Raw genomic sequence first — 22,589 nt, 5'->3', positions numbered from 1 at the left:
AGGGGCATCCCGCCGTTGCGAAGTGCGTTCTCTCTACAGGATACCTTTGCTTCGGAAAGCCAGCATTCGGCTTTGCCGCCTCCCAACTGCATTCGGGGCAACACCCTGCCAGAAGTTCGAATGAACTCACCTGACGACTCTCCACTGGAAAGCGGCGGCGCGGTTGACCCCGTGCAATCGCTGCAAGAGGCTGTGAGCGCGGTGTTTGCACCCCATGGCCCATTGGCCGAGGCTGCCGACACGTTTTGCCCACGCGAGGGGCAGACTCGCATGGCCCAAGCCGTGGCCAGGGTGGTGGCCGGCGGCGGCGTTCTGGTGGCTGAGGCCGCTACCGGCGTGGGCAAGACGTTCGCGTATCTGGTGCCCGCACTGCTGTCCGGTGAGCGTGTGTTGCTCTCCACCGCAACGAAAACGCTGCAAGATCAGCTTTTCGGGCGCGATCTTCCCTCGCTGGCGCGTTCTTTGAATTTGCCGGTGCGCATGGCCCTGCTCAAGGGCAGGGGCAGTTATTTGTGTCTGCACCGCCTTGAAGCCGCGCCGCAGGCGCTTGGGACCTATGAGCGAGGCTTGCAGCACGCCATCTCAAAAATAGAGCGCTGGGCACAGACCACACGTACCGGAGATCTGGCTGAGCTGCCTGGCCTGCATGAGAACTCGCCCGTGATTCCGTTGGTCACGTCCACGCGTGAGAATTGCCTGGGCGCAGAGTGTCCCAAATGGCGCGCCTGTCACGTCAACCTGGCTCGGCGCGAAGCCATGGCCGCTGATGTGGTGGTGGTCAACCACCATTTGTTCTTTGCCGATCTCGCGATTCGCGAGTCGGGCATGGCGGAGCTGCTGCCCACGGTGCGGGTGGTGATCTTCGACGAAGCGCACCAGCTCAACGAAACCGGCATCCAGTTTCTGGGCCAACACCTGGGCACAGCGCAGTTGCTGGATTTTTCACGCGACCTTCTGGCCGTGGGATTGCAGCAGGCGCGCGGCCTGGTAGATTGGTCCTTGTTGTCCAACGGCGTGGAGATCGCGGCTCGCGACTTGCGCATGATCTTTGGCTCCAACCGCGGCAGCACGCGCCTGCGTTGGGTAGACGAAATGCCAGAGGGTATAGAGCCGCGCGAATGGAGGCAGTCGCTGGGCAAGCTGGGTGAAGCGCTTTTGCAGGCCGCCGAAGGGCTGGACAAGGTGAGCGAGCTCGCTCCAGATTTCGTCCGCCTGCACGAGCGTGCCGTGCTGCTGTGCGAAAAAGTAGCGCGTTTTGCAGGGGAGTGCGAGGCAGGGGCAGTGCGCTGGGCAGACGTGGGAAGCCAGTTGAGGTTAATGGAATCACCGCTGGATATTGCCGACGTTGTGCGAACGCGTTTGCTTGGAAGCTCTGAGACAGAGCAGGCACCAGAAGCGGCTTCAGAGGCGGTCCCCTCACGCGCCTGGGTGTTTGTCTCTGCCACGTTGGGGGACGATCCCAATCTCACGTGGTTCACCGGGCCGTGCGGTTTGAGTGAGGCCGAGATATTGCGCGTGGGCAGCCCTTTCGACTATGCACGGCAGGCGGCGCTTTATGTGCCCAGGCAGATCGTGAAGCCCAATGACCCCGCACATGGCGCGCAGGTGGCGCGTATTGCGGGTGATGCGGTGGAACGCCTGAGGGGCCGCACGCTGGTGCTCACCACGACGCTGCGGGCGCTTCGCACGATTGGCGAAAAGCTCTCGGAACGTTTTAAGGGCACGCACGTGGAAGTGCTGGTGCAAGGCGAATTGCCCAAGCGTGTGCTGATGGACCGCTTTCGCGCGGCCAACTCAGCCAGTTCGTCAGGGCAGGGCGGGGCTGTTCTGGTGGCTTCTGCGTCCTTCTGGGAAGGGGTTGACCTTCCCGGAGATACGCTTCAGGTGGTGGTGATAGACAAGCTGCCGTTTCCACCACCAGGCGACCCTCTCGTGGAAGCACGTTGCCGCCGCATCGAAGCGGAAGGGCGGAGCGCGTTTGCCGACTATTCCATTCCCGAAGCCGCTGTGGCGCTCAAGCAGGGGGCCGGGCGCTTGATTCGTCGCGAGACCGATACCGGCATGCTGGTCATTTGCGATACGCGTCTCACGTCCATGGGCTACGGCAAGCGCCTGCTGGCCGCATTGCCACCGATGCGCAGACTGGCGGATGAGGCCGCGTTTCAAGAGACGCTGCAGACCTTGGTCAAGCCTGATCTGCAGGAGGGTGTGATGATTGACGCTTGAGGGGTGGAGGCAGGCGTTAATCCTGCTTGCCACTTGTGCCCGTCATTCACGGACGGCCGGCTCCGCGCAGGTGGGAATGCCGAATCTCTGAAGAGGTGGAGATAGAAGAAGAGCTGATTCGGGGCATGAACGCACTCATTGTGGGTGCGCTCATCATGCTCAAGGCCGATTTACCAGATCTGCCACCAGGGTGTTGACTTCGGCTTGAAGCCGTTGGCTGAGTACTGGCTGTTTGGGTAGGTTTTTTCCAGGACGCGCTGCGCATCGTCACGCAGCTGCGTCATGCCGAGCTTGTCGTAGGACTGCATGATGATGTAGAGGCCTTCCTCAAGCGCAGGCGCATCGCGGTAATCGCTCACGGCCTGCTGCGCGCGGTTCACCGCGGCCACATAGGCGGCGCGGTTGTAGTAGTAGCGCGCTACGTGCACTTCGTACTGCGCAAGGGCATTGACCGTATAGATCATGCGGGCGCGCGCATCTGGCGTGTAACGCGAATCCGGAAAGCGCGTGACGAGTTCCTTGAAGGACTCAAAGGCTTCCTTGGCCGCACGCTGGTCGCGTTCGGACAGGTCCTGACGCGAAATGAACGAGAACATGCCGAGCTCATCATTGAAGTTGATGACACCCTTCATGTAGAGCGCGTAATCCAGTGCCGGACTGGCCGGGTGGAGGCGAATGAAGCGGTCCAGAGTGGACAATGCCTCGGCTCTTTCCCCGTTCTTGAATTGCGCGTAAGCTTTTTCGAGCTGAGCCTGCTGGGCCAGAGGCGTGCCAGCAGCGCGGCCTTCCAGGGTTTCCAGCAGCGGGACAGCTTTGTCGAAGCCGCCGGAATTGATTTCGTCCTTGGCTTCCGCGTAGATGCGGTTGGGGCTCCAGCCAGCGGTCTGGTCGATGGGTTTTGACGAACAAGCCGCGAGCAGCGTTGCCAACGCAAGCACTCCGCTGGCGGCGGCTGATAATCGGGCACGATGCATCACAGGCGATCCTCTTGATTCAGACTCCTCCAATTATATCGGGCACCCCTTCTGCCCAAGCTCCAGACCCCGGCGAGGGAGCGAAAAATTCAGAAAACTGGGCGCTGGAAGACGACGCAGCCGATACGGCTGCCGAGTCGGAGCAGCGCCAGTTCTCCGTGCCGGCCGCGTTGCACGGAGAACGGCTGGACCGCGCCCTGGCAGCCTTGGTTGCCGAGTTTTCTCGCAATTACCTGCGCCAACTGATAGAAGACGGCGCTGCACTCCTCAACGGCGCGGCCGTGCGCAAGCCTGCACAACGCGTGAAGGCGGGAGAGCGGCTGGAAGTCGAGCTACGGCCCACACCCCAGACTCAGGCTTTCGTGCCACAGGCCATGGATCTGCATGTGCTGTATGAAGACGAGCATCTGGCGGTCATAGACAAACCAGCAGGGTTGGTGGTTCACCCGGCTCCTGGTAATTGGAGCGGTACCTTGCTCAATGGGCTGTTGGCCCGGGACGCCAAAGCCGGCCTTTTGCCGCGCGCGGGCATCGTGCACCGCCTGGACAAGGACACCAGCGGGCTTATGGTGGTAGCCCGTAGCCGCGCCGCCATGGAGGCATTGGTGGCCCGAATTGCCGCCCGTGAAGTCAAACGCGAATACCTGGCCTTGGCCCACCGTGCCTGGAGTGGGCCGGAAAGCCGTACCGTGGATGCTGCCATTGGCCGAGACCCCCGCAACCGCTTGCGCATGGCCGTGGTGGATATCAATGTGAATTCTGGGAAGTCTGCCCAGACCATGTTCGAATTGCTGCAAAACGTGGAGGAGGGGTGTCTGGTTCGCTGCCGTCTTGTTACAGGACGTACCCATCAGATTCGTGTGCACATGGCCAGCCTGGGTCATCCCTTGCTCGCGGACGGGTTGTACGGCGGTGCGCCGGCGGCGGGTATGCAGCGGCAGGCACTGCACGCGGAGAAGCTGGCGTTTGATCACCCCATGACGGGCGAATCGCTGCAATTTGTTTCCCCGCTACCAGCAGATATCGTCAGTGCGCTGGCAAACTGGGGGCTTGATTACAATCCTGAAGTCCGAGGCTAATGACTGCCGGGCTGAAGGCTGCGGCATTTTGCCGCTAATGTCTTTATTCAATGTCGCGCGCCGGTCCCTCTGGAGCGGCGCAGCGGCCATGTCATCTTCCACAGGCGTTTTGATCGCCCCCCATAAAAGAGCTCCATGAACACCGTCGAGGCCAAGCGCATTCTGGAGACTGCACTCATCTGCGCGCAGCAGCCCATGCCGCTGCGAGATCTCCGCACGCTGTTCGAAGATCAGTTGGGAGCAGACTCCATCAAGTCCATGTTGCTGGAATTGCAGGACGACTGGACCCCACGCGGTGTCGAGCTGGTTCAGGTTGCCAGTGGCTGGCGTTTTCAGAGCCGGCCCGAAATGCGCGAGTATCTGGACCGCCTGCATCCGGAAAAGCCGCCCAAGTACACGCGCGCGACGCTGGAGACCCTGGCCATCATTGCGTATCGTCAGCCGGTCACGCGCGGCGATATTGAAGACGTCCGCGGCGTCACGGTCAATTCGCAGTTGATCAAACAGCTTGAAGACCGTGGTTGGGTCGAAGTCATTGGGCACCGCGAAACCATAGGCAGACCCGGGCTATATGCCACCACGCGGCAGTTCCTGGACGATCTGGGCCTGGAGTCGCTCAATCAACTTCCCCTGCTTGAATCCATCCCTGAGCAGGTCGCCACCATGTTCGATGCCCTTCAGCCTGAGTCTGAAGCTGTGCCGGAGACGCAAGACGCTACAGAAGCCGAATCCGATGTGGCGCAAGAGGGCGTTCAGGCGGCGGCAGACCTGCCATCAGCAGAATCCGCCGATTCCTCCCACGATACGCAGCCTGAACTGCCTCTGCAGTCCGATGCGGAACTGCCGCCCGAGTCGGCACCGGAATCGGCATCCGAATCGGCATCCGAATCGGTGCCTGATTCGGTCTCCATGCCCGAAACGGACCCCTCCGCCTTGGGACAAGCCCAGCCTGAAGGCGACCTGCAAGCCGATTCAGTGGCTCCATCTCCCGAAGGGCCCGCCGATGGCTCGCTGGCCGAGGCGTCAGTTGAACCTTGGGTTGATCCTGAGGTCGAACCACTCAGTCAGCACCCTGGCGAGCCAGAGACAGACCCTGCAACAGGGGCAGAGGTCGAGCCTGAGTCGTCACTGTCTCCCGAGGCGCCCACGCCCCCCCTTTCTTCCGAAGACCCTGCTGGCGAAACCCCTCCCGCCGACACCAACGAGAACAAAACGCCATGAATCCAGACCAGCAGTCCTCCTCTGCGGAACCGACCGATGAATCTCCAGCGCCCGCTAACTCCTCCAAGGCGCCTCAGAAAGGCAACGCCGAAGAGGCCGTGAACTTCGAGGATGTCCTCTCCGGCCGCTTCGACGAAGAATTGGCGGCTTCTGAAGCATCAGAATCTTCAGAAAAGGACGAACAGGCGCCTCAAGGCCCATCCAAACGTGTGCTGAGCCCGGAAGTCGAGCAGCCCAAGCTGCACAAGGTGCTCGCGCAGGCCGGCCTGGGTTCACGCATGGAGATGGAAAAGCTGATCCTGGAAGGGCGCATCACGGTCAACAACCAGCCGGCGCACGTGGGTCAGCGGGTGCAGCTGGATGATCAGATCAAAATCAATGGCAAGCCGGTCCGCGTGACACTGCGGACCCCTCCGGCCAGGGTGCTGGCCTATCACAAGCCAGTGGGCGAGGTGGTCACGCGCGACGACCCGCAAAACAGGCCTACCGTCTTTCGCAGGCTTCCGTATCTGGCCCAGGGCAAATGGCAATCTGTCGGTCGACTCGATCTCAATACCGAAGGCCTGTTGCTGTTTACCAACTCCGGTGAGCTGGCCAATCGTTTGATGCATCCGCGTTTTGGCCTGCAGCGCGAATACGCGGTGCGGGTTCTGGGCGCTTTGACAACCGAAGAGCGTCAAAAGCTGCTGGATGGCGTAACGCTGGCTGACGGGCCCGCACAATTTGAATCCATCAAGGCCGAAGGTGTGGGCGAGGGCGCCAACCAGTGGTATCGCGTCACCATTTCCGAGGGCCGAAATCGTGAGGTCCGGCGCATGTTTGAAGCTGTCGGCCATGCGGTAAGCCGGCTGATCCGCATTCGCTACGGCGCCATGCTGTTGCCACGCGGGCTTCGGCGCGGGCAGTGGATGGAGTTGCACGAGAACGATATCTACTCCCTGGGCCAGGCTGCAGGGGTTTCCGGGGCTACGTTGCGCGGAACACCGCAAGACACTTCCGCCGGGCAAGTCCCGGCTCCGCGCAAGTCGTCCGGCAGGGCGGACCGGGGCCGGGGCTCCGGACCACGCCCAAGCAGGACCAAAGCCCCTGAGACTCCTGTGCCTTTTCGGCCAGCTTTCTCTGGGCCTCGTCGCCGCGAGGACCCGCGGCCTGTAGAAGGCGATGGCGCACATGGCCAGCCTGATCCCCTGAAAACTTCGGTGGGCTTCATTGGGGCAGACGCTTTGTCACGGCAGCGCAAAAGGGCATCCAAGTCCGGTGGTAATGGTGGCGATAGACGAGGACCGGCCTCTGGCCCCGGCTTCGGCGGCCCACGCGGTGGCAGCCGTAAGCGGTAAGCCGGTTAAAATCAAAGGCTTTGCCCGGGAAACCTATTTGTCTGCCCGGTGCGCAGAAAAAATTTCAAAAACCTTTCAGGAAATATTCACATGGCAATCGAACGCACACTCTCCATCATCAAGCCTGACGCAGTTGCTAAAAACGTCATCGGCCAGATCTACGCCCGCTTCGAGGCTGCCGGCCTGAAAGTGGTCGCTTCCCGTATGGCTCACCTGTCCCGCCGCGAAGCTGAAGCTTTCTACGGCGTGCACAAAGAGCGTCCTTTCTTCAAGGATCTGGTGGACTTCATGATCTCCGGCCCTGTGATGATCCAGGCTCTGGAAGGCGAAGGCGCCATCGCCAAGAACCGCGACCTGATGGGCGCTACCGACCCCAAGAAAGCAGCTCCTGGCACCATCCGCGCCGATTTCGCTGACTCCATCGATGCCAATGCAGTCCATGGCTCCGACGCTCCCGAAACCGCAGCCGTTGAAGTCGCCTTCTTCTTCCCCGGCACGGAAATCTTCAATCGTTAATCTGCAATCGCGCCTGTGCTTGCAGGCGCGGCTTCCAAGGGTGTCCAAAAATCTTGCCCCACGCCAAAGCGTAGCTCTGAACCTGGCTCTCCCTCACTGGGGTGAGGACGGGTCAGAGGGCTTGTCCCTGCCTGGGGCCATGCCGGCAACACCCTCGGGACATCCACCCCCTTTTTGCAAGTCAAGCCTCTGTTCGAAGGGAAATCGCGCATGACCGCCAGTGTCAACCTGCTCGACTTTGATCTGAACGGCTTGGCAGCCTATTGCGAAACGCTGGGCGAAAAGCGTTTTCGGGCTACACAGCTATTCCGCTGGATTCACCAGCGCGGTGCCTCTGATTTTGGCGCCATGAGCGATCTCGCCAAATCACTGCGAGAAAAACTGGCCGGCGTCGCCCACGTGACGGCTTTGCCGGTAGTCAGCCAGCACGAGTCGAAAGACGGCACCATCAAGTGGCTGTTCGACGTCGGTGGTGGCGATGCCGTGGAAGCGGTGTTCATTCCCGAATTTGACGACGAAGCGTCGTCCGCGGGAGGCTCTCCCGTATTAGATCGCGGAACGCTTTGCATCTCATCGCAGGCGGGGTGCGCTGTGAACTGCCGTTTCTGCTCCACAGGGCATCAAGGTTTCAGCCGCAACCTCACGACGGGTGAAATCACGGCTCAGCTTTGGTTTGCAGAGCATTTCCTGCGCAAACACCTCAAAACGGACCAACGCGTCATCTCCAACGTGGTGATGATGGGTATGGGCGAGCCGCTTCAGAATTACAACGCATTGGTGCCTGCATTGCGCACCATGCTGGACGATCACGGCTATGGCCTGTCCAGGCGGCGCGTGACCGTCTCGACCTCTGGCGTGGTGCCCATGATGGACCGGCTGGCGCGCGATTGCCCGGTGGCGCTGGCGGTCTCCTTGCACGCGCCTGGCGATGCCTTGCGTGACCACCTGGTTCCACTGAACCGCAAGTACCCGGTAGATGAGCTGCTGGAGACGTGCGTGCGTTATCTCGAGCACGCGCCACGCGACTTCATTACCTTTGAATACTGCATGCTTGATGGGGTGAACGACACGCCCGAGCAAGCCCAGGCCTTGATAGAGCTGGTGCGCCGGCATGCTGAAAAGGGCTTGCGCTGCAAGTTCAACCTGATTCCGTTCAATCCGTTCCCTGCTTCCGGCCTTACACGCTCGCCCGCACCGCGCGTGCAGGCTTTCGCGAAAATGTTGATTGATGCTGGTATTGTTACTACAGTTCGCAAGACACGCGGTGACGACATAGATGCGGCTTGCGGGCAGTTGGCGGGCGATGTGCGCGACCGCACTCGTGTGCAGGAGCGCGTCGCACGCCAGCGAACTGTCGTGCTGCACCGCCTGGGCGGTGCAGGCTCCGATGTTCACGGAAAAACCACCTGATGCCCCTTACTTCACAGCGTCGCCCCATCTTCTCACCTGCGCACTTGCTAGGTCTGCTGGCCATGCTGGCGGCCCTGGTGGGTTGCGCCAGCCAACCTGGCGGTGTGGGGGGGGCCAACGCTGATTTGTCCAGTGCTGGCATTCAGACTCCGTCTGACGACAGCGAAGCGCGCAGACGAGCGCGCACGCGCTTGGCGCTGGCTGTAGGCTACTTCGAGAATGGCCAGCACACGGTGGCATTGGATGAATTCAAGAGGGTCGTGCAGATCGACCCAACCTTCGCCGATGCCTACAACCTCGGCGGCATGATCTACATGCAGCTCAACGACGTGCAACTGGCAGAAGCCCATTTTCAGCGTGCCATCAGCATTGATTCGAGAGACGCCAACGCCTGGCACAACCTCGGCTGGCTGCAATGCGAGCAGCGTCGTTACCCTGACGCGGCGCAGTCCTTTCAGCGCGCCCTGGGTGTGCCGGGCTACCCTGGCCGCGCGCGCACGCTCATGACGCAAGGCATCTGTGAAGCACGCGGCGGCGATCGCGCTACCGCAGAAACCACGTTAATGCGCTCTTATGAGCTTGACGCGGCCAATCCTGTCACAGGCTACAACCTTTCGCAGCTGCTTTATCTGCGTGGGGACTACTCCCGGGCGCAGTTCTACATTCGACGCTTGAACAACAGCGAACAGGCCAATGCCGAATCGCTCTGGCTCGGCATCAAGGTAGAGCGGCGCATGAACAACCCCCAGGCCATGGAACAACTGGCTTCACAACTCCGTAGGCGCTTTCCCCAGTCGCGGGAACTGCAGTCCTTCGAACGGGGATCATTTGATGATTGAAAACGACTCCACGCCCAGCACCCCCGTCGACCATACCCCCGCCGACCATGTTTCGAGTGATCTTTCCGCAGGCACCATGCTGCGGCAAATGCGGGAAGCTGCAGGCGTGCATGTGGCCGTACTTGCCAGTGTCCTGAAGGTTCCTCAGCAAAAGCTGGAAGCCCTTGAGGCCGATAGCCTGGAACACTTGCCAGACGTCACCTTCGCGCGTGGCCTGGCAGCCGCGGTTTGCCGCGCCTTTGGCGCTGACCCTGCGCCTGTGCTGGCGCGTATGCCTGCAGCTGGAATTGGATTGCGGGCACAGAGCCAGGAGATCAATCAGTCGTTCCGGCGAGTCGGCGACCGCCCAACGCCCATGCTCAATACAGGGATTTCAAAACCCCTGGTGGTCGTCGTCGGCCTGTTGCTGGCCGGAGCGGCGCTCTTGTGGCTGCTACCCACATTGCCCATCCAGCTCAGTGCGCCTGCGACCTCAGTCAATAGCGATGGCAGCGTGAATGAAAGCGTCACGCCCGGCCCTCCTGTCGAAGCTGTAGCGCCTGCAGAGCCTCCCATGGCTGCGGCGCCGGCTGAACCTGCTTCTGTTCCTGCGGCGGCTGCTTCCCTGCCGGCATCCGCTGATCAACTCCTGGTCATCGTTGCAACGGCTGAAACCTGGGTTACCGTGCGCGATGCTGCAGGCAAGCAGGTGATCAACCGTGCAATTGCCGCAGGAGAAACAGTCTCGGCTGGTGGGGCCGTGCCGCTCAATGTCACGATTGGGCGCAAAGATGCCGTCACCGTCAAAGTGCGCGGCCAGCCTTACGTGATGAAATCGGCGGGCCAATCCAACGTGGCTCGTTTTCAAGTCGAATGAGGTGCAAAGATGGACAGCGCCGATCTACTTTCACAATCACGCCCGATTGAACTCGCCACGCCAGCGCCACATCGCTCGCGTCAGGCGCGGGTTACCTGGGGCCAGCGTGTTGTAACCATTGGTGGCAACGCGCCCGTTCGCGTGCAGTCGATGACCAACACCGACACCGTGGATGCCATTGGAACCGCCATACAGTGCAAGGAACTGGCGCTTGCGGGCAGCGAGATGGTGCGTATTACCGTCAATACGCCGGAAGCCGCTGCGCAAGTACCCTACATCCGGGAACAGCTTGATCGCATGGGGGTCGATGTCCCCTTGATCGGTGATTTTCACTACAACGGCCACAGGCTGCTGTCGGATTTCCCTGCTTGTGCGGAAGCACTCAGCAAATACCGCATCAACCCCGGCAACGTGGGCAAGGGCGACAAGAAAGACCGTCAGTTCGGCCAGATGATTGAAGCTGCGCTGAAGTGGGACAAGCCCGTGCGTATTGGCGTGAACTGGGGCAGTCTGGACCAGGAGCTGCTTGCAGGCCTGATGGACACCAACAGCCAGCGAGCCAAGCCTTGGGAAGCCCGGCAGGTCATGTACGAGGCGCTCATCACTTCGGCCATTGAGTCCGCGAATCTGGCCGTCAACCTGGGGATGAGCCCTAATCAAGTCATACTGAGCTGCAAGGTCAGCGGTGTCCAGGATCTGATTGCCGTTTACCGGGAGCTGGCTCGCCGCTGCGACTACCCGCTGCACCTGGGGCTGACCGAGGCGGGCATGGGCACGCGCGGCACGGTGTTTTCGAGCACCGCGCTGGCCATCTTGTTGCAAGAAGGCATTGGCGACACCATCCGCGTCAGCCTGACTCCTCAGCCGGGTGAGGCGCGCACGCAGGAAGTCGTGATCGCCTCGGAGATTCTGCAGTCTTTGGGCTTGCGCGTTTTCGTGCCCAGTGTCACGGCTTGCCCTGGCTGCGGACGCACCACCAGTGTGACCTTCCAGGAACTTGCGAAGGAAATCGACGATTACCTTCGTGCCCAGATGCCGGTTTGGCGCCATCAGTATCCTGGCGTCGAAAATCTCAAAGTGGCCGTGATGGGCTGCATTGTCAACGGCCCAGGCGAGAGCAAGCACGCCGACATCGGTATCAGTCTGCCAGGTACGGGGGAAGCCCCTGCGGCGCCGGTCTTTATTGACGGCGAAAAAGCCATGACATTGCGCGGTGAAAATATTGCAAGTGAATTCCACGCGATCGTGGAGCGCTACATCGCGCAGCGCTTTGGCGCTACGGCCTGAGGCTACAGGGCAGGGCAAGGCATACGTAGGCGGCATGGCGCCGCAGCATCAAGCGGCGGGGTCATACTCGCCAATTCATTTTTCAGTTCGCCACCCTCTGGGGCGAGACAACAACAGCGATTTTCGGGATGTCAAAAGAAAAGCAGATTACAGCCGTCAAAGGCATGAACGATATCCTGCCGCAGGAATCGGCGCGCTGGGAATGGCTGGAAGATGTGGTGCGCAAGGTCATGGCTCGTAGCGCCTACCGAAATATTCGCACGCCCATCATGGAGCACACGCAACTTTTCACTCGTGGACTGGGAGAGGTCACGGACATTGTCGAAAAAGAGATGTACTCGTTTCAGGATCGGGCCGACAAGAATGGAGATGCAGAGCATCTCACGCTGCGCCCTGAATCCACCGCAGGCGTGGTCCGTGCGGTCAGCGAGCACAACATGCTCTACGAAGGCGGCAAACGGCTCTACTACATGGGTCCCATGTTCCGTCGGGAGCGCCCTCAGCGGGGGCGCTATCGGCAGTTCCACCAGATTGGCGCCGAAGCCCTGGGATTTGGCGGACCGGAGGTCGATGCCGAACTGATTCTTCTGGCGGCCCAGCTCTGGGACGCGCTGGGCATCAAAAATTGGCGACTCGAACTCAATAGCCTCGGCCAGCCCGACGAGCGCCGCGAGCACCGTGCAGCCTTGATTGCCTACTTCGAATCCCACGCTGATCAACTGGACGAAGATGCGCGCCGCCGCTTGCACGCCAACCCACTGCGCATTCTGGACACCAAAAATCCAGCCATGCAGTCGCTGGTCGAGGGCGCTCCCAGGCTCATGGACTATCTGGGCGAGGCTTCGCAAAAGCATCTGGAGGCGGTGCAAGCCATTTTGAAAGCCAATGGCATTGACTACAGCATCAACCCCCGCCTGGTGCGAGGCCTGGACTACTACAACCTGACGGTTTTCGAGTTCATTACAGAAAAACTTGGTTCGCAGGGCACCATCTGCGGCGGCGGGCGCTATGACTACCTGATTCAGGAAATCGGTGGCAAGGCCGCGCCAGCGGTGGGTTGGGCACTGGGAGTGGAGCGCGTATTAGAGCTTCTGAAGGAAGAGGGTGTACAGACGCCAGAGCCTGCGCCTGACGCTTATGCCATCATCCCGGATGTGTCTGCCGTTCCTGCCGCCATGCGCTGCCTGTATGCCCTACGCTCTGAAGGCGTTGCGGTGCAGATGCATGCAGGCACGGGCGAGGGCATGGGAAGCATGAAAAGCCAATTCAAGAAAGCCGATGCCAGTGGCGCAAGATACGCGCTGATTTTTGGGGCAGATGAATTGGCTGCAGGCGAATTGACGGTCAAGGCTTTGCGTGACGGCGCAGGGGAGCAACAGCGCCAATCACTGACTGAAGTTTCAAAGTGGGCAACTGCCTTGAAATAACCGCCCCACATGACTTTTAGTTTTCCAGCTTGCCTTGAACAGGCAGGCACTGATTTCATTTAGTACAGCCTGTTCCCGGGACAGCACACTAAAATCCACAGCTTGAACCTAATTCAGAACACATGGCTACACATCTCGACCTAGAAGAACAAGAGCAGATTGATGCACTCAAGCACTTCTGGAGAAAATGGGGCAATCTCATTACCTGGGCGCTGATTGTCATATTCGGCGCATTTGCAGCTTATAACGGTTGGCAATACTGGCAGCGCTCGCAGGCGACCAAAGCGTCCATGATGCACGACGAGTTGACCAGCTCCATCGCCTCTGGCGATGTGGCGCGCATCGAGCGCTCCCTGGCCGACATGAAAGACAGGTTTGGCGGCACAACCTACGCAGCCATGAGTGGTCTGGAAGCCGCCAAGGCCTTGTCAGAAAAAGGAAAAACAGCTGAAGCCAAGGCGGCTCTGGCCTGGGTCGCCGACAAGGGATCCGATGCGGGGATGAAGGCGGTTGCGCGGCTTCGCCTGGCTTCACTGCTGACCGGCGAAAAAGCCTACGACGAAGCCCTCAAGCAATTGTCGGGCAGCTTCCCATCTGAATTTGTGCCTTTGGCCGCGGACAGGCGGGGAGATGTATTTTTGCTGCAAGGCAAGCGTGCCGAGGCTGCTGCCGAATTCGGCAAGGCCTATCAAGGCATGGATGCCACCAGCGGCGAATACCGTCGCCTTGTCGGTATCAAACTGAATTCGCTGGGTATTGATCCAGAAGCCGGAAAGGCTGGAGGCGCTGCATGAACCGCAAGTTAGGCTTCCCTCGTTTGCTGCCTTTGGTTGGTTCGCTCCTGGTAGGCGCCGTTTTGGCAGGCTGCGCTGCGGGCTCGAGCCGCCCCAAGCCTGCTGAATTGCCGCCCAACGTCGTTCAAGTTGCTGTGCGGCAGGCTTGGACAGCTAAGTTGCCGGCCGTCACTTTCCCGCTACAGGTCAGCGTGCAAGGCAACCAGGTTGTCGTGGCTGGCGATGATGGCACCGTCGTGACTTTGAACGCCGACACCGGGCGTGAGTTGTCGCGCGCAGCAGTCGGTGAGCCCTTGGCTGCCGGTGTAGGCAGTGACGGACGAACCAGCGCTGTGATCACCCGCTCGAATCAGGTGGTGGCGCTGGCAGGCGGGCGTGAGCTATGGCGCAGAAAGCTGAGCTCGCAGAGCTTTACTGCGCCCCTGGTCGCAGGTGGGCGCGTATTCGTTCTGGGGGCTGATCGCTCCCTGACGGCACTGGACGGAAGCAATGGCGCGGTCATCTGGAATGTGACTCGGCCAGCAGAGCCCTTGGTGCTCAGGCAATCCGGCGTCTTGCTGGCGGTGGACGGCAACCTTGTCGCAGGCTTGGCGGGTCGTTTGGTCGGGGTCAACCCCGATAGCGGCACCGTGCTTTGGGAAGCTCCCGTCGCAGCAGCGCGAGGTACCAACGATGTCGAGCGTTTGGTCGATCTGGTCAGTGGGGTAAGCCGGCAGGGCACCGAAATCTGCGCGCGCGCGTTCCAGACCGCTGTAGGCTGCATTGAAGCGGCCACTGGCACGACGCGCTGGAGCAAGCCAGCCAACGGTGCTACTGGTGTGGCTGGCGACGGCGAAATGCTGTTTGGCGCCGAGGCAGACGGCAAAGTCATGGCCTGGCGCTCCGCCACGGGTGATCGTGGCTGGGTCAATGAGGCATTGCAATGGCGTGTCCTGACAGGGCCTTTGTCGCTGGGTCGCTCCGTGGTGGTGGGTGACAGCACCGGATTGGTGCATATGCTTTCCCGCGAGAACGGCAGCCCGCTGAACCGACTGACGACTGATTCCTCCGGAGTGGCTACCACGCCGGTTGCGGCTGGCAATACTCTGGTCGTGGTGACCCGCTCAGGCGGAGTCTATGGCTTCGTTCCCGATTAATTCAATGCCTTCTTCAATGCCTTTTCTCAAGAAATTGAGAAGGCTGTCCATGCCCAACGTCGGGTGAAAAAGACCCAGGTGCAGTGTTCGACGCTGATCTGCACATAAAACCGCGCCTTGGCCCCCATGGCAGCGTGACAACTCGTCGCCATAGCTTGGAGCTATGTCTGCGGTTGACGCCTTGCCCCGGGACCCAATCCATCGGTTTTATTGGGTGCCTCACAGCATCGAACACTACACTCGGTCTATTGTCATGAAACCAGTTATTGCCATCGTAGGCCGTCCAAACGTCGGCAAATCCACACTGTTCAACCGGCTGACCAAGAGCCGGGACGCTATCGTGGCTGATTTCGCTGGGCTCACACGTGACCGCCACTATGGCCAGGGTCATCTGGGCAAGCGCGAATACATCGTCATCGATACCGGTGGATTCGAGCCTGACGCGGAAAGCGGCATCTTCAAGGAGATGGCCAAGCAGACGCGGCAAGCTGTCGCAGAGTCCGATGTGGTTGTTTTCGTGGTGGACGCGCGGGCCGGAGTTTCGGCCCAGGACCACGACATCGGCAATTACCTGCGCCGCCTGGGCAAGCCATGCTTGTTGGTTGCCAACAAGGCAGAAGGCATGCGGGAGGGCGCTCAACTGGTCGAGTTTTATGAGCTCGGTCTGGGTGATGTGCTGCCGGTCTCGGCTGCCCACGGCCAGGGCGTACGCAGCATGCTGGATGCTGCCCTCGACGCTCTGCATCTGGCAGAACCCGAGGAAGATGAAACACCGGCTGAAAACGCTGCCATCCGCTTGGCGGTGGCCGGCCGCCCCAACGTGGGTAAATCCACGCTCATCAACACCTGGTTGGGCGAAGAGCGTTTGGTCGCTTTCGATATGCCAGGCACCACGCGTGACGCCATTACCGTGCCGTTTGAACGCGCTGGTCAGAAATTCGAGCTGATCGATACCGCCGGGCTTCGGCGCAAGGGCAAGGTATTCGAAGCTATCGAGAAGTTCTCGGTCGTCAAGACATTGCAGGCCATCGAATCGTCCAATGTCGTGCTGCTTCTGGTGGATGCCACCCAAGGCGTCACGGATCAGGATGCGCATATTGCCGGCTTTATCCTGGAAGCTGGCCGGGCAGTTGTGGTGGCTGTGAACAAGTGGGATTGCGTCGATGCGTATCAGCGCGAACTGGTGCAACGCTCCATTGAAACGCGCTTGCCATTCATGAAGTTCGCCGAACTGCACTTCATCTCTGCCAAGAAACGCCAAGGCCTGGGACCGCTTTGGGGTTCCATTGCCAAGGCGCATCAGGCGGCGACGCGCAAGATGCCTACACCGCAACTTACCCGTCTGCTTCTGGAGGCCGTTCAGTTCCAGGCGCCCAAACGCAGCGGCATGTTCCGCCCCAAGCTTCGTTACGCGCATCAAGGCGGCATGAATCCGCCGGTCATCGTGGTCCACGGCAACTCACTGGAAGGCGTCACAGACGCCTACAGGCGCTACCTGGAAGGCCGCTTCCGGAAGGCTTTTGATCTTATTGGCACGCCCTTGCGTGTAGAAATGAAGTCTGCGCGGAACCCTTATGCTGAAAATGACTCTTAATTCAATGGGTTTCGGCCCTGCGGCGTAGGCCAGATTCGCCAATTCGCGCGAAGTGCGTGGAATATGCCCCTTGTGATGAGTTTTGCCGCCCTCATGTGGTAAGTTCCATCCCCTTCCAACAACAAACTCTTGAACACGGAGAATATCGTGAGCAATAACAAAGGGCAACTTTTGCAAGACCCGTTCCTCAATACCTTGCGCCGCGAACACGTACCAGTGTCTATTTATCTGGTCAACGGCATCAAGCTTCAGGGGCAGATCGAATCTTTCGATCAGTATGTCGTCTTGCTGCGTAATACTGTTACGCAAATGGTCTACAAACACGCCATTTCCACCATTGTTCCCGGGCGTGCGGTCAATTTCGCGGTCAATCCTGACGGCGCGGAATCGTCCCCCAACTGAGTTGTTAGCGGGTAACCGCTTTTAACCCTGAAACATCCGCCAGCGGGGTTTCATGGGTGCGCCGCTTCAATGTCCCTCCAAGAGGCTGTTCGGGCCGGCGGGAAATTCCAGTCCTTACTCCGCGAGAGCGGGGTAAGTTCGCCTACAAATCGAGACCCTTCCATTCACCTTGGCAAACTCTGAACAGTCCCATCGATCTTCCGCTGTGCTGGTTGGAGTGGACCTTGGTACGCCCAATTTTGACGGCGATTTGGAAGAGTTGGGCTTGCTTGCGGAAACGGCCGGGATGCGTCCGTTGGCTCGTCTGACTTGCAAGCGCAAGGCGCCAGATGCGGCTTTATTTGTCGGCAGCGGAAAAGCCGAAGAAATTCGTGCACTTGCTACCGAATTAGGCGCAGAGGAAATACTCTTCGATCAAGCGCTCAGCCCGGTGCAACAGCGCAATCTTGAGCGTGTCATGGGATTGCCCGTGAATGATCGCACTCTGCTGATTCTTGAGATTTTTGCCCAGCGCGCTCGCAGCCACGAAGGTAAGCTTCAGGTGGAATTGGCGCGCCTTCAATACCTGAGCACCCGATTGGTGCGCCGCTGGAGCCACTTGGAGCGCCAGCGCGGTGGCATTGGGGCGCGTGGCGGCCCTGGGGAAACTCAGATTGAGCTTGATCGCCGAATGATTGGCGACTCCATCAAGCGAACCAAAGACCGCCTGGTCAAGGTCAAGCGGCAACGCCAGACGCAGAGGCGCCATCGTGAGCGCCAGGGCGCTTTCAATATTTCGCTGGTCGGCTACACCAACGCGGGTAAATCTACCCTGTTCAACGCGTTGGTCAAGGCCCGTGCCTATGCCGCCGATCAGCTCTTTGCCACGCTGGACACGACTACACGCCAGTTGTACCTGGGAGAAGCCGGGGTTTCCGTTTCACTGTCCGACACCGTTGGATTCATACGAGACCTGCCCCACGGTTTGATCGATGCTTTCCAGGCGACCTTGCAGGAGGCGGTAGATGCAGATTTGCTGCTGCATGTGGTGGATGCCTCCAACCCCGGTTTTCACGAACAGATGGCTGAAGTTCAGCGGGTGCTGGTGGAGATCGGTGCAGGCGACGTTCCCCAGTTGCTGATTTTCAACAAGCTTGACGCCCTGGATGATGCGCATCGCCCCCTGGCGGCCCAAGATGTCATGGAAATTGACGGGCGCGCCCTTGGACGCGTCTTTGTCAGCGCCCAATCGGGCGAGGGATTGCAGCTCTTGCGGGCTGAATTGGCGCGCCTGGCGCTGGCCTCTCGCGGCGCCCCGGGTGGGCACGCAGAGACCGAATCAGGTCATTTGTCCAAGCCTTCCGAGGACGCTCTCGAGATTGGGCACAATAACATTTTGAATAGCCAAGACCTCTACGAATGAAAGACCGCTACAGCACCTTGCGCCTTGCCTCCTGGCCGGGTCGTTTGCGGGGCATGTTCAACTTGAATGATCAGCGTTGGGGACGGGGCGACGACTCTCCCAGCGGCCAAGATGAACCACGGCCTCCAGTAGACGAGCCCAATCCAGCGCCGCAGCGTCCCCAGCAGCAGCCTCCACGGGGTGGCGGTGGTGGGGGTGGTCGCGGGCCCAATCAGGGGCCACCTGACCTGGACGAGCTCTGGCGCGATTTCAATCGCAAGCTAGGCGGGCTTTTTGGCGGCCGTGGCGGCAACAGCGGTGGCGGTGGCACTGGTGGCAACAACTATCAGCCTGACATGAAAAGCGCCGGCCTCGGCATTGGTGTGGCAGCTGGTATCGCGCTGCTGATCTGGCTGGGCACTGGCTTTTTCATCGTCCAGGAAGGCTCGCAAGCAGTCATTACGCAGTTTGGCAAGTACAACTCGACCGTTGGTGCTGGTTTCAACTGGCGTTTGCCGTATCCCATCCAGCGCCACGAAACGGTGCGTGTGACGCAGATCCGCTCGGTTGACGTGGGCCGCGACAGCATCATCAAGAGTACGGGTCTCCGTGAATCAGCCATGCTGACCGAAGACGAAAATATCGTTGAGATCAAGTTTGCAGTTCAGTATCGGTTGAGCGATGCTCGCGCTTATCTCTTCGAGAGCAGAAGCCCGGATGATGCGGTTGTCCAAGCTGCAGAATCTGCTGTGCGAGAAGTGGTCGGCAAAATCAAGCTGGACTCGGCGCTGGCTGAAGAGCGTGACCAGATTGCGCCGCGCGTTCGCGATCTCATGCAGATCATTCTGGACCGCTATAAGGTGGGTGTTGAAGTCGTTGCGGTGAACATGCAGCAGGGCGGCGTCCGGCCTCCAGAGCAAGTGCAAGCCGCTTTCGATGACGTGTTGAAAGCGGGTCAGGAGCGTGAGCGCGCCAAGAACGAAGCTCAAGCCTACGCCAACGACGTCGTTCCGCGCGCCATCGGTACGGCAGCGCGCCTCACACAAGAGGCTGAGGGTTACAAGGAACGTATCGTCGCGCAGGCCGAGGGTGATTCCCAACGCTTTTCTTCGGTCCTGACTGAATACCAGAAAGCACCTCAGGTCACACGCAACCGCATGTACCTGGATGCCATGCAGCAGATTTACGGCGGTGTGAACAAGGTTCTCATCGACAGCCGCAGCGGCGGAAATCTGATGTATTTGCCGCTCGACAAGATCATGCAGTCGACAGGCGCTCCTGGCAATGCCGCAGCGGACGCGACTCCCGCCCCTGCTGGCGCGGCCGCCCCCGCGGCTCCAACAGCACCACCCGCCGTAGACACGCGTTCGCGCGACCCCGCTCGTAGCCGCGAGCGCGACTCCAGATAAGGCCCGCAGATGAACAAGATTGGATTCATCGGTACCACCGTCATTATTTTGCTGGGCTTGCTCAGCTCTACACTCTTTGTTGTGGATCAACGCCAGTTTGGTGTGGTCTACGCGCTGGGACAAATCAAGGAAGTGATTACCGAGCCTGGGCTCAACTTCAAGTTGCCGCCGCCTTTCCAGAACGTTTCCTACATTGACAAGCGTCTGCTCACGCTCGATAGCGTGGACACGGAACCTATGCTCACGGCGGAAAAGCAACGTGTCGTCATCGACTGGTACGTGCGCTGGCGCATTACTGATCCAGGCGCCTACATTCGCAACGTGGGCCTGGACGAGAACGCAGGCGCCATGCAGCTCAACCGCGTGGTGCGAAACGCATTCCAGGAAGAGATCAACCGCCGTACAGTGCGCGAACTCATCTCTACCCGACGCGAAACGCTGATGGAAGACGTCAAGCGCGAAGTGCTCGAGTCTGTGAAAGGTGCCAAGCCATGGGGTGTCGATATCGTGGATGTCCGCATCACACGGGCCGACTACGTGGAAGCCATTACCGAGTCCGTCTATCGCCGTATGCAAGCCGAGCGGCAACGTGTGGCCAACGAACTGCGTTCCACTGGTGCTGCTGAAGGGGAAACCATTCGAGCCGCCGCCGACAAGCAGCGCGAAGTGACCGTGGCCAATGCTTACAGAGACGCGCAGAAAGTGCGAGGCGAGGGCGATGCTCTGGCCAACCGGGTCTACGCCGAATCGTTCGGCAAGGATCCTCAGTTTGCTGAGTTCTACCGTAGCCTCGATGCCTACAAGGCCAGTATTGGCAAAAAAGGCGATGTTCTCGTGATCGACCCATCTTCGTCGGAGTTCTTCAACGCCATGCGAGGTTCCACAACCCCGAAGCGTTGATTGGATGGACGCCGACACGCTACTGATGGCGTTGGGCATCGCCCTCGTTCTCGAGGGTTTGATGCCCTTTCTTGCGCCCAAAGCCTGGCGCGGGGTGTTCACTCAGTTGCTGCAGATGCACGACGGCCAGATTCGATTTTTTGGCCTTGTGAGCGTACTGATTGGACTTGCCCTGTTCTGGCTGGTCTGAGGTTCTTTGGGCAAGGCCCTCTTTGCCGCTTACCCTGTTCCCTTGAGCAAGGTCCGTCCGCGGCTTCCCCTATTTCACTTTCCCCCGAGCAAGGCCCGCCTGCGGCTTCCCCTCTTGCTCTCTCGACCTGAACAAGGTTCGGCTGCGATTTTCCCTCTTGCTCCCTCTTCCCTTGGGGAGAGGGCGGGGGTGAGGGCAACGGCGGTTCATAGCAGCGCTGCCTCTGCGAAATTCCCGATATTTCTCCACGGAGGTCGAAGGCCAGCATGGCCCCACCCTGCAGCTACTTTCTTCCGGCCAACAATCACATTACTCCACCCGGAAGACCCCAGCCATCCCAGGAGAACCCATAGCAATTGCTGCGCTTTGAGATTTCCCACACCTCGACACTAGTAGAATACTGTTTTTAACAGCCCCCTAAAAGCCATGTCTGCTTGGCTCTTGCCGGATCACATCGCCGATGTTCTGCCTTCCGAGGCCCGGCACATAGAGGAATTGCGCAGATTGTTGCTCGATACCGCGCGTAGCTATGGCTATGAGCTGGTGATCCCGCCGATGATCGAGCACCTGGAATCCCTGCTCACTGGCACCGGTGAAGCCCTGGGGTTGCAGACCTTCAAACTTGTAGATCAGCTCTCAGGCCGTTCGCTGGGCCTTCGTGCAGACACCACGCCACAGGTCGCTCGCATAGACGCCCATTTGCTGGGCCGCAAGGGCATTACCCGCCTGGCCTACTGCGGGCCTGTGCTGCATGTACGCCCTGAGCGTGCGCATGGTACGCGGGAACCTCTGCAACTGGGTGCGGAGCTGTACGGACACGCCGGGCGTGAGGCGGATCTGGAGATCCTCAGCCTGGCGCTGGATTGTCTTCGTGCGGCCAGCGTCGATAATTTGAGCGTGGATTTGGCCGATGCCCGCATTGTGAAAAGCCTCTTGGCTGGCATCCCCCTGGAAGAAGCGGCGCTCCACGATGTGCACGCCGCTCTGGCCGCCAAGGACGAGAGCGAACTCGCGCAACTGACCCGCGATTTCCCGCCATCTGCTCGAAAAGGCCTGCTGGCGCTCGTGCAGTTGTACGGAGACGAAAACATACTGGCTGAAGCGCAGAAAAGGCTTGAGCCTTCGGAGGCCATGCAGGCTGCGCTGTCTGACCTCAAATGGCTTGCCGCCCGGCTTGAAGGTGTCAAGACCACCTTTGATCTGGCCGATCTGCGCGGCTATGCCTACTACAGTGGAACGCGTTTTTCGGTGTTCTCTCAGAGCGCGGGCGATGCACTGCTGCGTGGGGGGCGCTATGACGGCGTAGGAGCTGTTTTTGGCCACAAACTTGACCGGGATCGGCCCGCGGTTGGCTTCAGTATGGACTTGAAGCAAATCGTACGCGCTGCCCCAACGCTTGCGCTCAAGACGGCGATACGCGCGCCCTGGAGCGACGCACCAGGTCTTCGCGCCGCCGTGGCCTCATTGCGTGGGCGGGGCGAAACCGTTGTCTGCGCATTGCCGGGCGACGAGAGTGAGATCGACGAATTCCACTGTGACCGCGAACTGAAAGAAGTCGCCGGACAGTGGGTAGTACAAGCCGCAGAGGAAGGCCGCACTTCTTGAGTCGTT

At 60.0% G+C, this 22,589-nt stretch carries 20 protein-coding genes; 19 read left to right on the top strand and 1 reads right to left on the bottom strand.

The window, feature by feature from the left end; translation table 11 throughout:
• Positions 1–120: 120 nt before the first annotated feature.
• A complete protein-coding gene (locus ABIE13_RS26180; RefSeq protein WP_354449008.1) occupies positions 121–2,226 on the top strand; it encodes an ATP-dependent DNA helicase in 2,106 nt (701 codons plus the stop codon).
• Positions 2,227–2,396: 170 nt separating this feature from the next.
• On the opposite strand, the gene ABIE13_RS26175 is transcribed toward ABIE13_RS26180, so the two are convergent.
• Positions 2,397–3,200 carry an outer membrane protein assembly factor BamD gene (locus tag ABIE13_RS26175; RefSeq protein WP_354449007.1) on the bottom strand — a complete coding sequence of 268 codons (804 nt, stop codon included), beginning with the start codon at positions 3,198–3,200 and terminating at the stop codon, positions 2,397–2,399.
• 14 nt (positions 3,201–3,214) lie between these two features.
• Between ABIE13_RS26175 and ABIE13_RS26170 the strand changes: the two genes are divergently transcribed.
• The 18 genes from ABIE13_RS26170 (at position 3,215) to ABIE13_RS26085 (ending at position 22,583) form a co-directional block, all read left to right on the top strand.
• Positions 3,215–4,279, top strand: a complete 1,065-nt coding sequence (locus tag ABIE13_RS26170; protein ID WP_436278491.1) for an RluA family pseudouridine synthase — start codon at positions 3,215–3,217, stop codon at positions 4,277–4,279.
• A 135-nt stretch (positions 4,280–4,414) separates the two neighbouring features.
• On the top strand, positions 4,415–5,500 hold the full coding sequence (gene scpB / locus ABIE13_RS26165; RefSeq protein WP_354449006.1) for an SMC-Scp complex subunit ScpB: 1,086 nt from the start codon (positions 4,415–4,417) through the stop codon (positions 5,498–5,500).
• Positions 5,497–6,837, top strand: a complete 1,341-nt coding sequence (locus tag ABIE13_RS26160) for a pseudouridine synthase (RefSeq protein ID WP_354449004.1) — start codon at positions 5,497–5,499, stop codon at positions 6,835–6,837. Before scpB ends, ABIE13_RS26160 begins: the two co-directional genes overlap by 4 nt.
• A gap of 90 nt (positions 6,838–6,927) precedes the next feature.
• The gene (ndk, locus tag ABIE13_RS26155) at positions 6,928–7,353 is read left to right on the top strand and encodes a nucleoside-diphosphate kinase (RefSeq protein WP_354449002.1); all 426 of its coding nucleotides are present in this window, start codon (positions 6,928–6,930) and stop codon (positions 7,351–7,353) included.
• Between the two features lie 210 nt (positions 7,354–7,563).
• A complete protein-coding gene (gene rlmN, locus ABIE13_RS26150) occupies positions 7,564–8,763 on the top strand; it encodes a 23S rRNA (adenine(2503)-C(2))-methyltransferase RlmN (RefSeq protein ID WP_354449000.1) in 1,200 nt (399 codons plus the stop codon).
• Complete coding sequence (pilW, locus tag ABIE13_RS26145; protein WP_354448998.1) at positions 8,763–9,602, top strand: type IV pilus biogenesis/stability protein PilW; 840 nt, start codon at positions 8,763–8,765, stop codon at positions 9,600–9,602. The genes rlmN and pilW overlap by 1 nt, the downstream gene beginning before the upstream one ends.
• Entirely contained in the window at positions 9,595–10,458 is an 864-nt protein-coding gene (locus ABIE13_RS26140) for a helix-turn-helix domain-containing protein (protein WP_354448996.1), read from the top strand. The genes pilW and ABIE13_RS26140 overlap by 8 nt, the downstream gene beginning before the upstream one ends.
• A gap of 9 nt (positions 10,459–10,467) precedes the next feature.
• A complete protein-coding gene (gene ispG / locus ABIE13_RS26135; protein ID WP_354448994.1) occupies positions 10,468–11,745 on the top strand; it encodes a flavodoxin-dependent (E)-4-hydroxy-3-methylbut-2-enyl-diphosphate synthase in 1,278 nt (425 codons plus the stop codon).
• 128 nt (positions 11,746–11,873) lie between these two features.
• Complete coding sequence (gene hisS / locus ABIE13_RS26130) at positions 11,874–13,172, top strand: histidine--tRNA ligase (protein ID WP_354448992.1); 1,299 nt, start codon at positions 11,874–11,876, stop codon at positions 13,170–13,172.
• A gap of 122 nt (positions 13,173–13,294) precedes the next feature.
• Entirely contained in the window at positions 13,295–13,966 is a 672-nt protein-coding gene (locus ABIE13_RS26125; protein WP_354448991.1) for a YfgM family protein, read from the top strand.
• Positions 13,963–15,102 carry an outer membrane protein assembly factor BamB gene (gene bamB, locus ABIE13_RS26120; protein ID WP_354448989.1) on the top strand — a complete coding sequence of 380 codons (1,140 nt, stop codon included), beginning with the start codon at positions 13,963–13,965 and terminating at the stop codon, positions 15,100–15,102. Before ABIE13_RS26125 ends, bamB begins: the two co-directional genes overlap by 4 nt.
• A gap of 253 nt (positions 15,103–15,355) precedes the next feature.
• Entirely contained in the window at positions 15,356–16,696 is a 1,341-nt protein-coding gene (gene der / locus ABIE13_RS26115; protein WP_354448987.1) for a ribosome biogenesis GTPase Der, read from the top strand.
• Between the two features lie 147 nt (positions 16,697–16,843).
• Positions 16,844–17,098 carry an RNA chaperone Hfq gene (gene hfq / locus ABIE13_RS26110; RefSeq protein ID WP_436278490.1) on the top strand — a complete coding sequence of 85 codons (255 nt, stop codon included), beginning with the start codon at positions 16,844–16,846 and terminating at the stop codon, positions 17,096–17,098.
• A 169-nt stretch (positions 17,099–17,267) separates the two neighbouring features.
• Positions 17,268–18,500, top strand: coding sequence for a GTPase HflX (gene hflX / locus ABIE13_RS26105; protein WP_354448983.1), 1,233 nt, complete (start codon positions 17,268–17,270; stop codon positions 18,498–18,500).
• Positions 18,497–19,888, top strand: coding sequence for an FtsH protease activity modulator HflK (gene hflK, locus ABIE13_RS26100; protein WP_354448981.1), 1,392 nt, complete (start codon positions 18,497–18,499; stop codon positions 19,886–19,888). The genes hflX and hflK overlap by 4 nt, the downstream gene beginning before the upstream one ends.
• Before the next feature lie 9 nt (positions 19,889–19,897).
• On the top strand, positions 19,898–20,788 hold the full coding sequence (gene hflC / locus ABIE13_RS26095; RefSeq protein WP_354448979.1) for a protease modulator HflC: 891 nt from the start codon (positions 19,898–19,900) through the stop codon (positions 20,786–20,788).
• 4 nt (positions 20,789–20,792) lie between these two features.
• Entirely contained in the window at positions 20,793–20,978 is a 186-nt protein-coding gene (locus tag ABIE13_RS26090) for a DUF2065 domain-containing protein (RefSeq protein ID WP_354448978.1), read from the top strand.
• A gap of 426 nt (positions 20,979–21,404) precedes the next feature.
• Complete coding sequence (locus tag ABIE13_RS26085; RefSeq protein ID WP_354448977.1) at positions 21,405–22,583, top strand: ATP phosphoribosyltransferase regulatory subunit; 1,179 nt, start codon at positions 21,405–21,407, stop codon at positions 22,581–22,583.
• Positions 22,584–22,589 lie beyond the last annotated feature (6 nt).

It is taken from the genome of Ottowia thiooxydans, assembly GCF_040548795.1.
Taxonomy (GTDB): domain Bacteria; phylum Pseudomonadota; class Gammaproteobacteria; order Burkholderiales; family Burkholderiaceae_C; genus Ottowia; species Ottowia thiooxydans_A.
This window is presented reverse-complemented; position numbering and strand designations above follow the sequence as displayed.

Coding starts and splice junctions, on each gene's coding strand:
- ABIE13_RS26180 (WP_354449008.1), top strand. CDS start 121: ATGAACTCACCTGACGACTCTCCACTGGAAAGCGGCGGCGCGGTTGAC.
- ABIE13_RS26175 (WP_354449007.1), bottom strand. CDS start 3,200: ATGCATCGTGCCCGATTATCAGCCGCCGCCAGCGGAGTGCTTGCGTTG.
- scpB (WP_354449006.1), top strand. CDS start 4,415: ATGAACACCGTCGAGGCCAAGCGCATTCTGGAGACTGCACTCATCTGC.
- ABIE13_RS26160 (WP_354449004.1), top strand. CDS start 5,497: ATGAATCCAGACCAGCAGTCCTCCTCTGCGGAACCGACCGATGAATCT.
- ndk (WP_354449002.1), top strand. CDS start 6,928: ATGGCAATCGAACGCACACTCTCCATCATCAAGCCTGACGCAGTTGCT.
- rlmN (WP_354449000.1), top strand. CDS start 7,564: ATGACCGCCAGTGTCAACCTGCTCGACTTTGATCTGAACGGCTTGGCA.
- pilW (WP_354448998.1), top strand. CDS start 8,763: ATGCCCCTTACTTCACAGCGTCGCCCCATCTTCTCACCTGCGCACTTG.
- ABIE13_RS26140 (WP_354448996.1), top strand. CDS start 9,595: ATGATTGAAAACGACTCCACGCCCAGCACCCCCGTCGACCATACCCCC.
- ispG (WP_354448994.1), top strand. CDS start 10,468: ATGGACAGCGCCGATCTACTTTCACAATCACGCCCGATTGAACTCGCC.
- hisS (WP_354448992.1), top strand. CDS start 11,874: ATGTCAAAAGAAAAGCAGATTACAGCCGTCAAAGGCATGAACGATATC.
- ABIE13_RS26125 (WP_354448991.1), top strand. CDS start 13,295: ATGGCTACACATCTCGACCTAGAAGAACAAGAGCAGATTGATGCACTC.
- bamB (WP_354448989.1), top strand. CDS start 13,963: ATGAACCGCAAGTTAGGCTTCCCTCGTTTGCTGCCTTTGGTTGGTTCG.
- der (WP_354448987.1), top strand. CDS start 15,356: ATGAAACCAGTTATTGCCATCGTAGGCCGTCCAAACGTCGGCAAATCC.
- hflK (WP_354448981.1), top strand. CDS start 18,497: ATGAAAGACCGCTACAGCACCTTGCGCCTTGCCTCCTGGCCGGGTCGT.
- hflC (WP_354448979.1), top strand. CDS start 19,898: ATGAACAAGATTGGATTCATCGGTACCACCGTCATTATTTTGCTGGGC.
- ABIE13_RS26090 (WP_354448978.1), top strand. CDS start 20,793: ATGGACGCCGACACGCTACTGATGGCGTTGGGCATCGCCCTCGTTCTC.
- ABIE13_RS26085 (WP_354448977.1), top strand. CDS start 21,405: ATGTCTGCTTGGCTCTTGCCGGATCACATCGCCGATGTTCTGCCTTCC.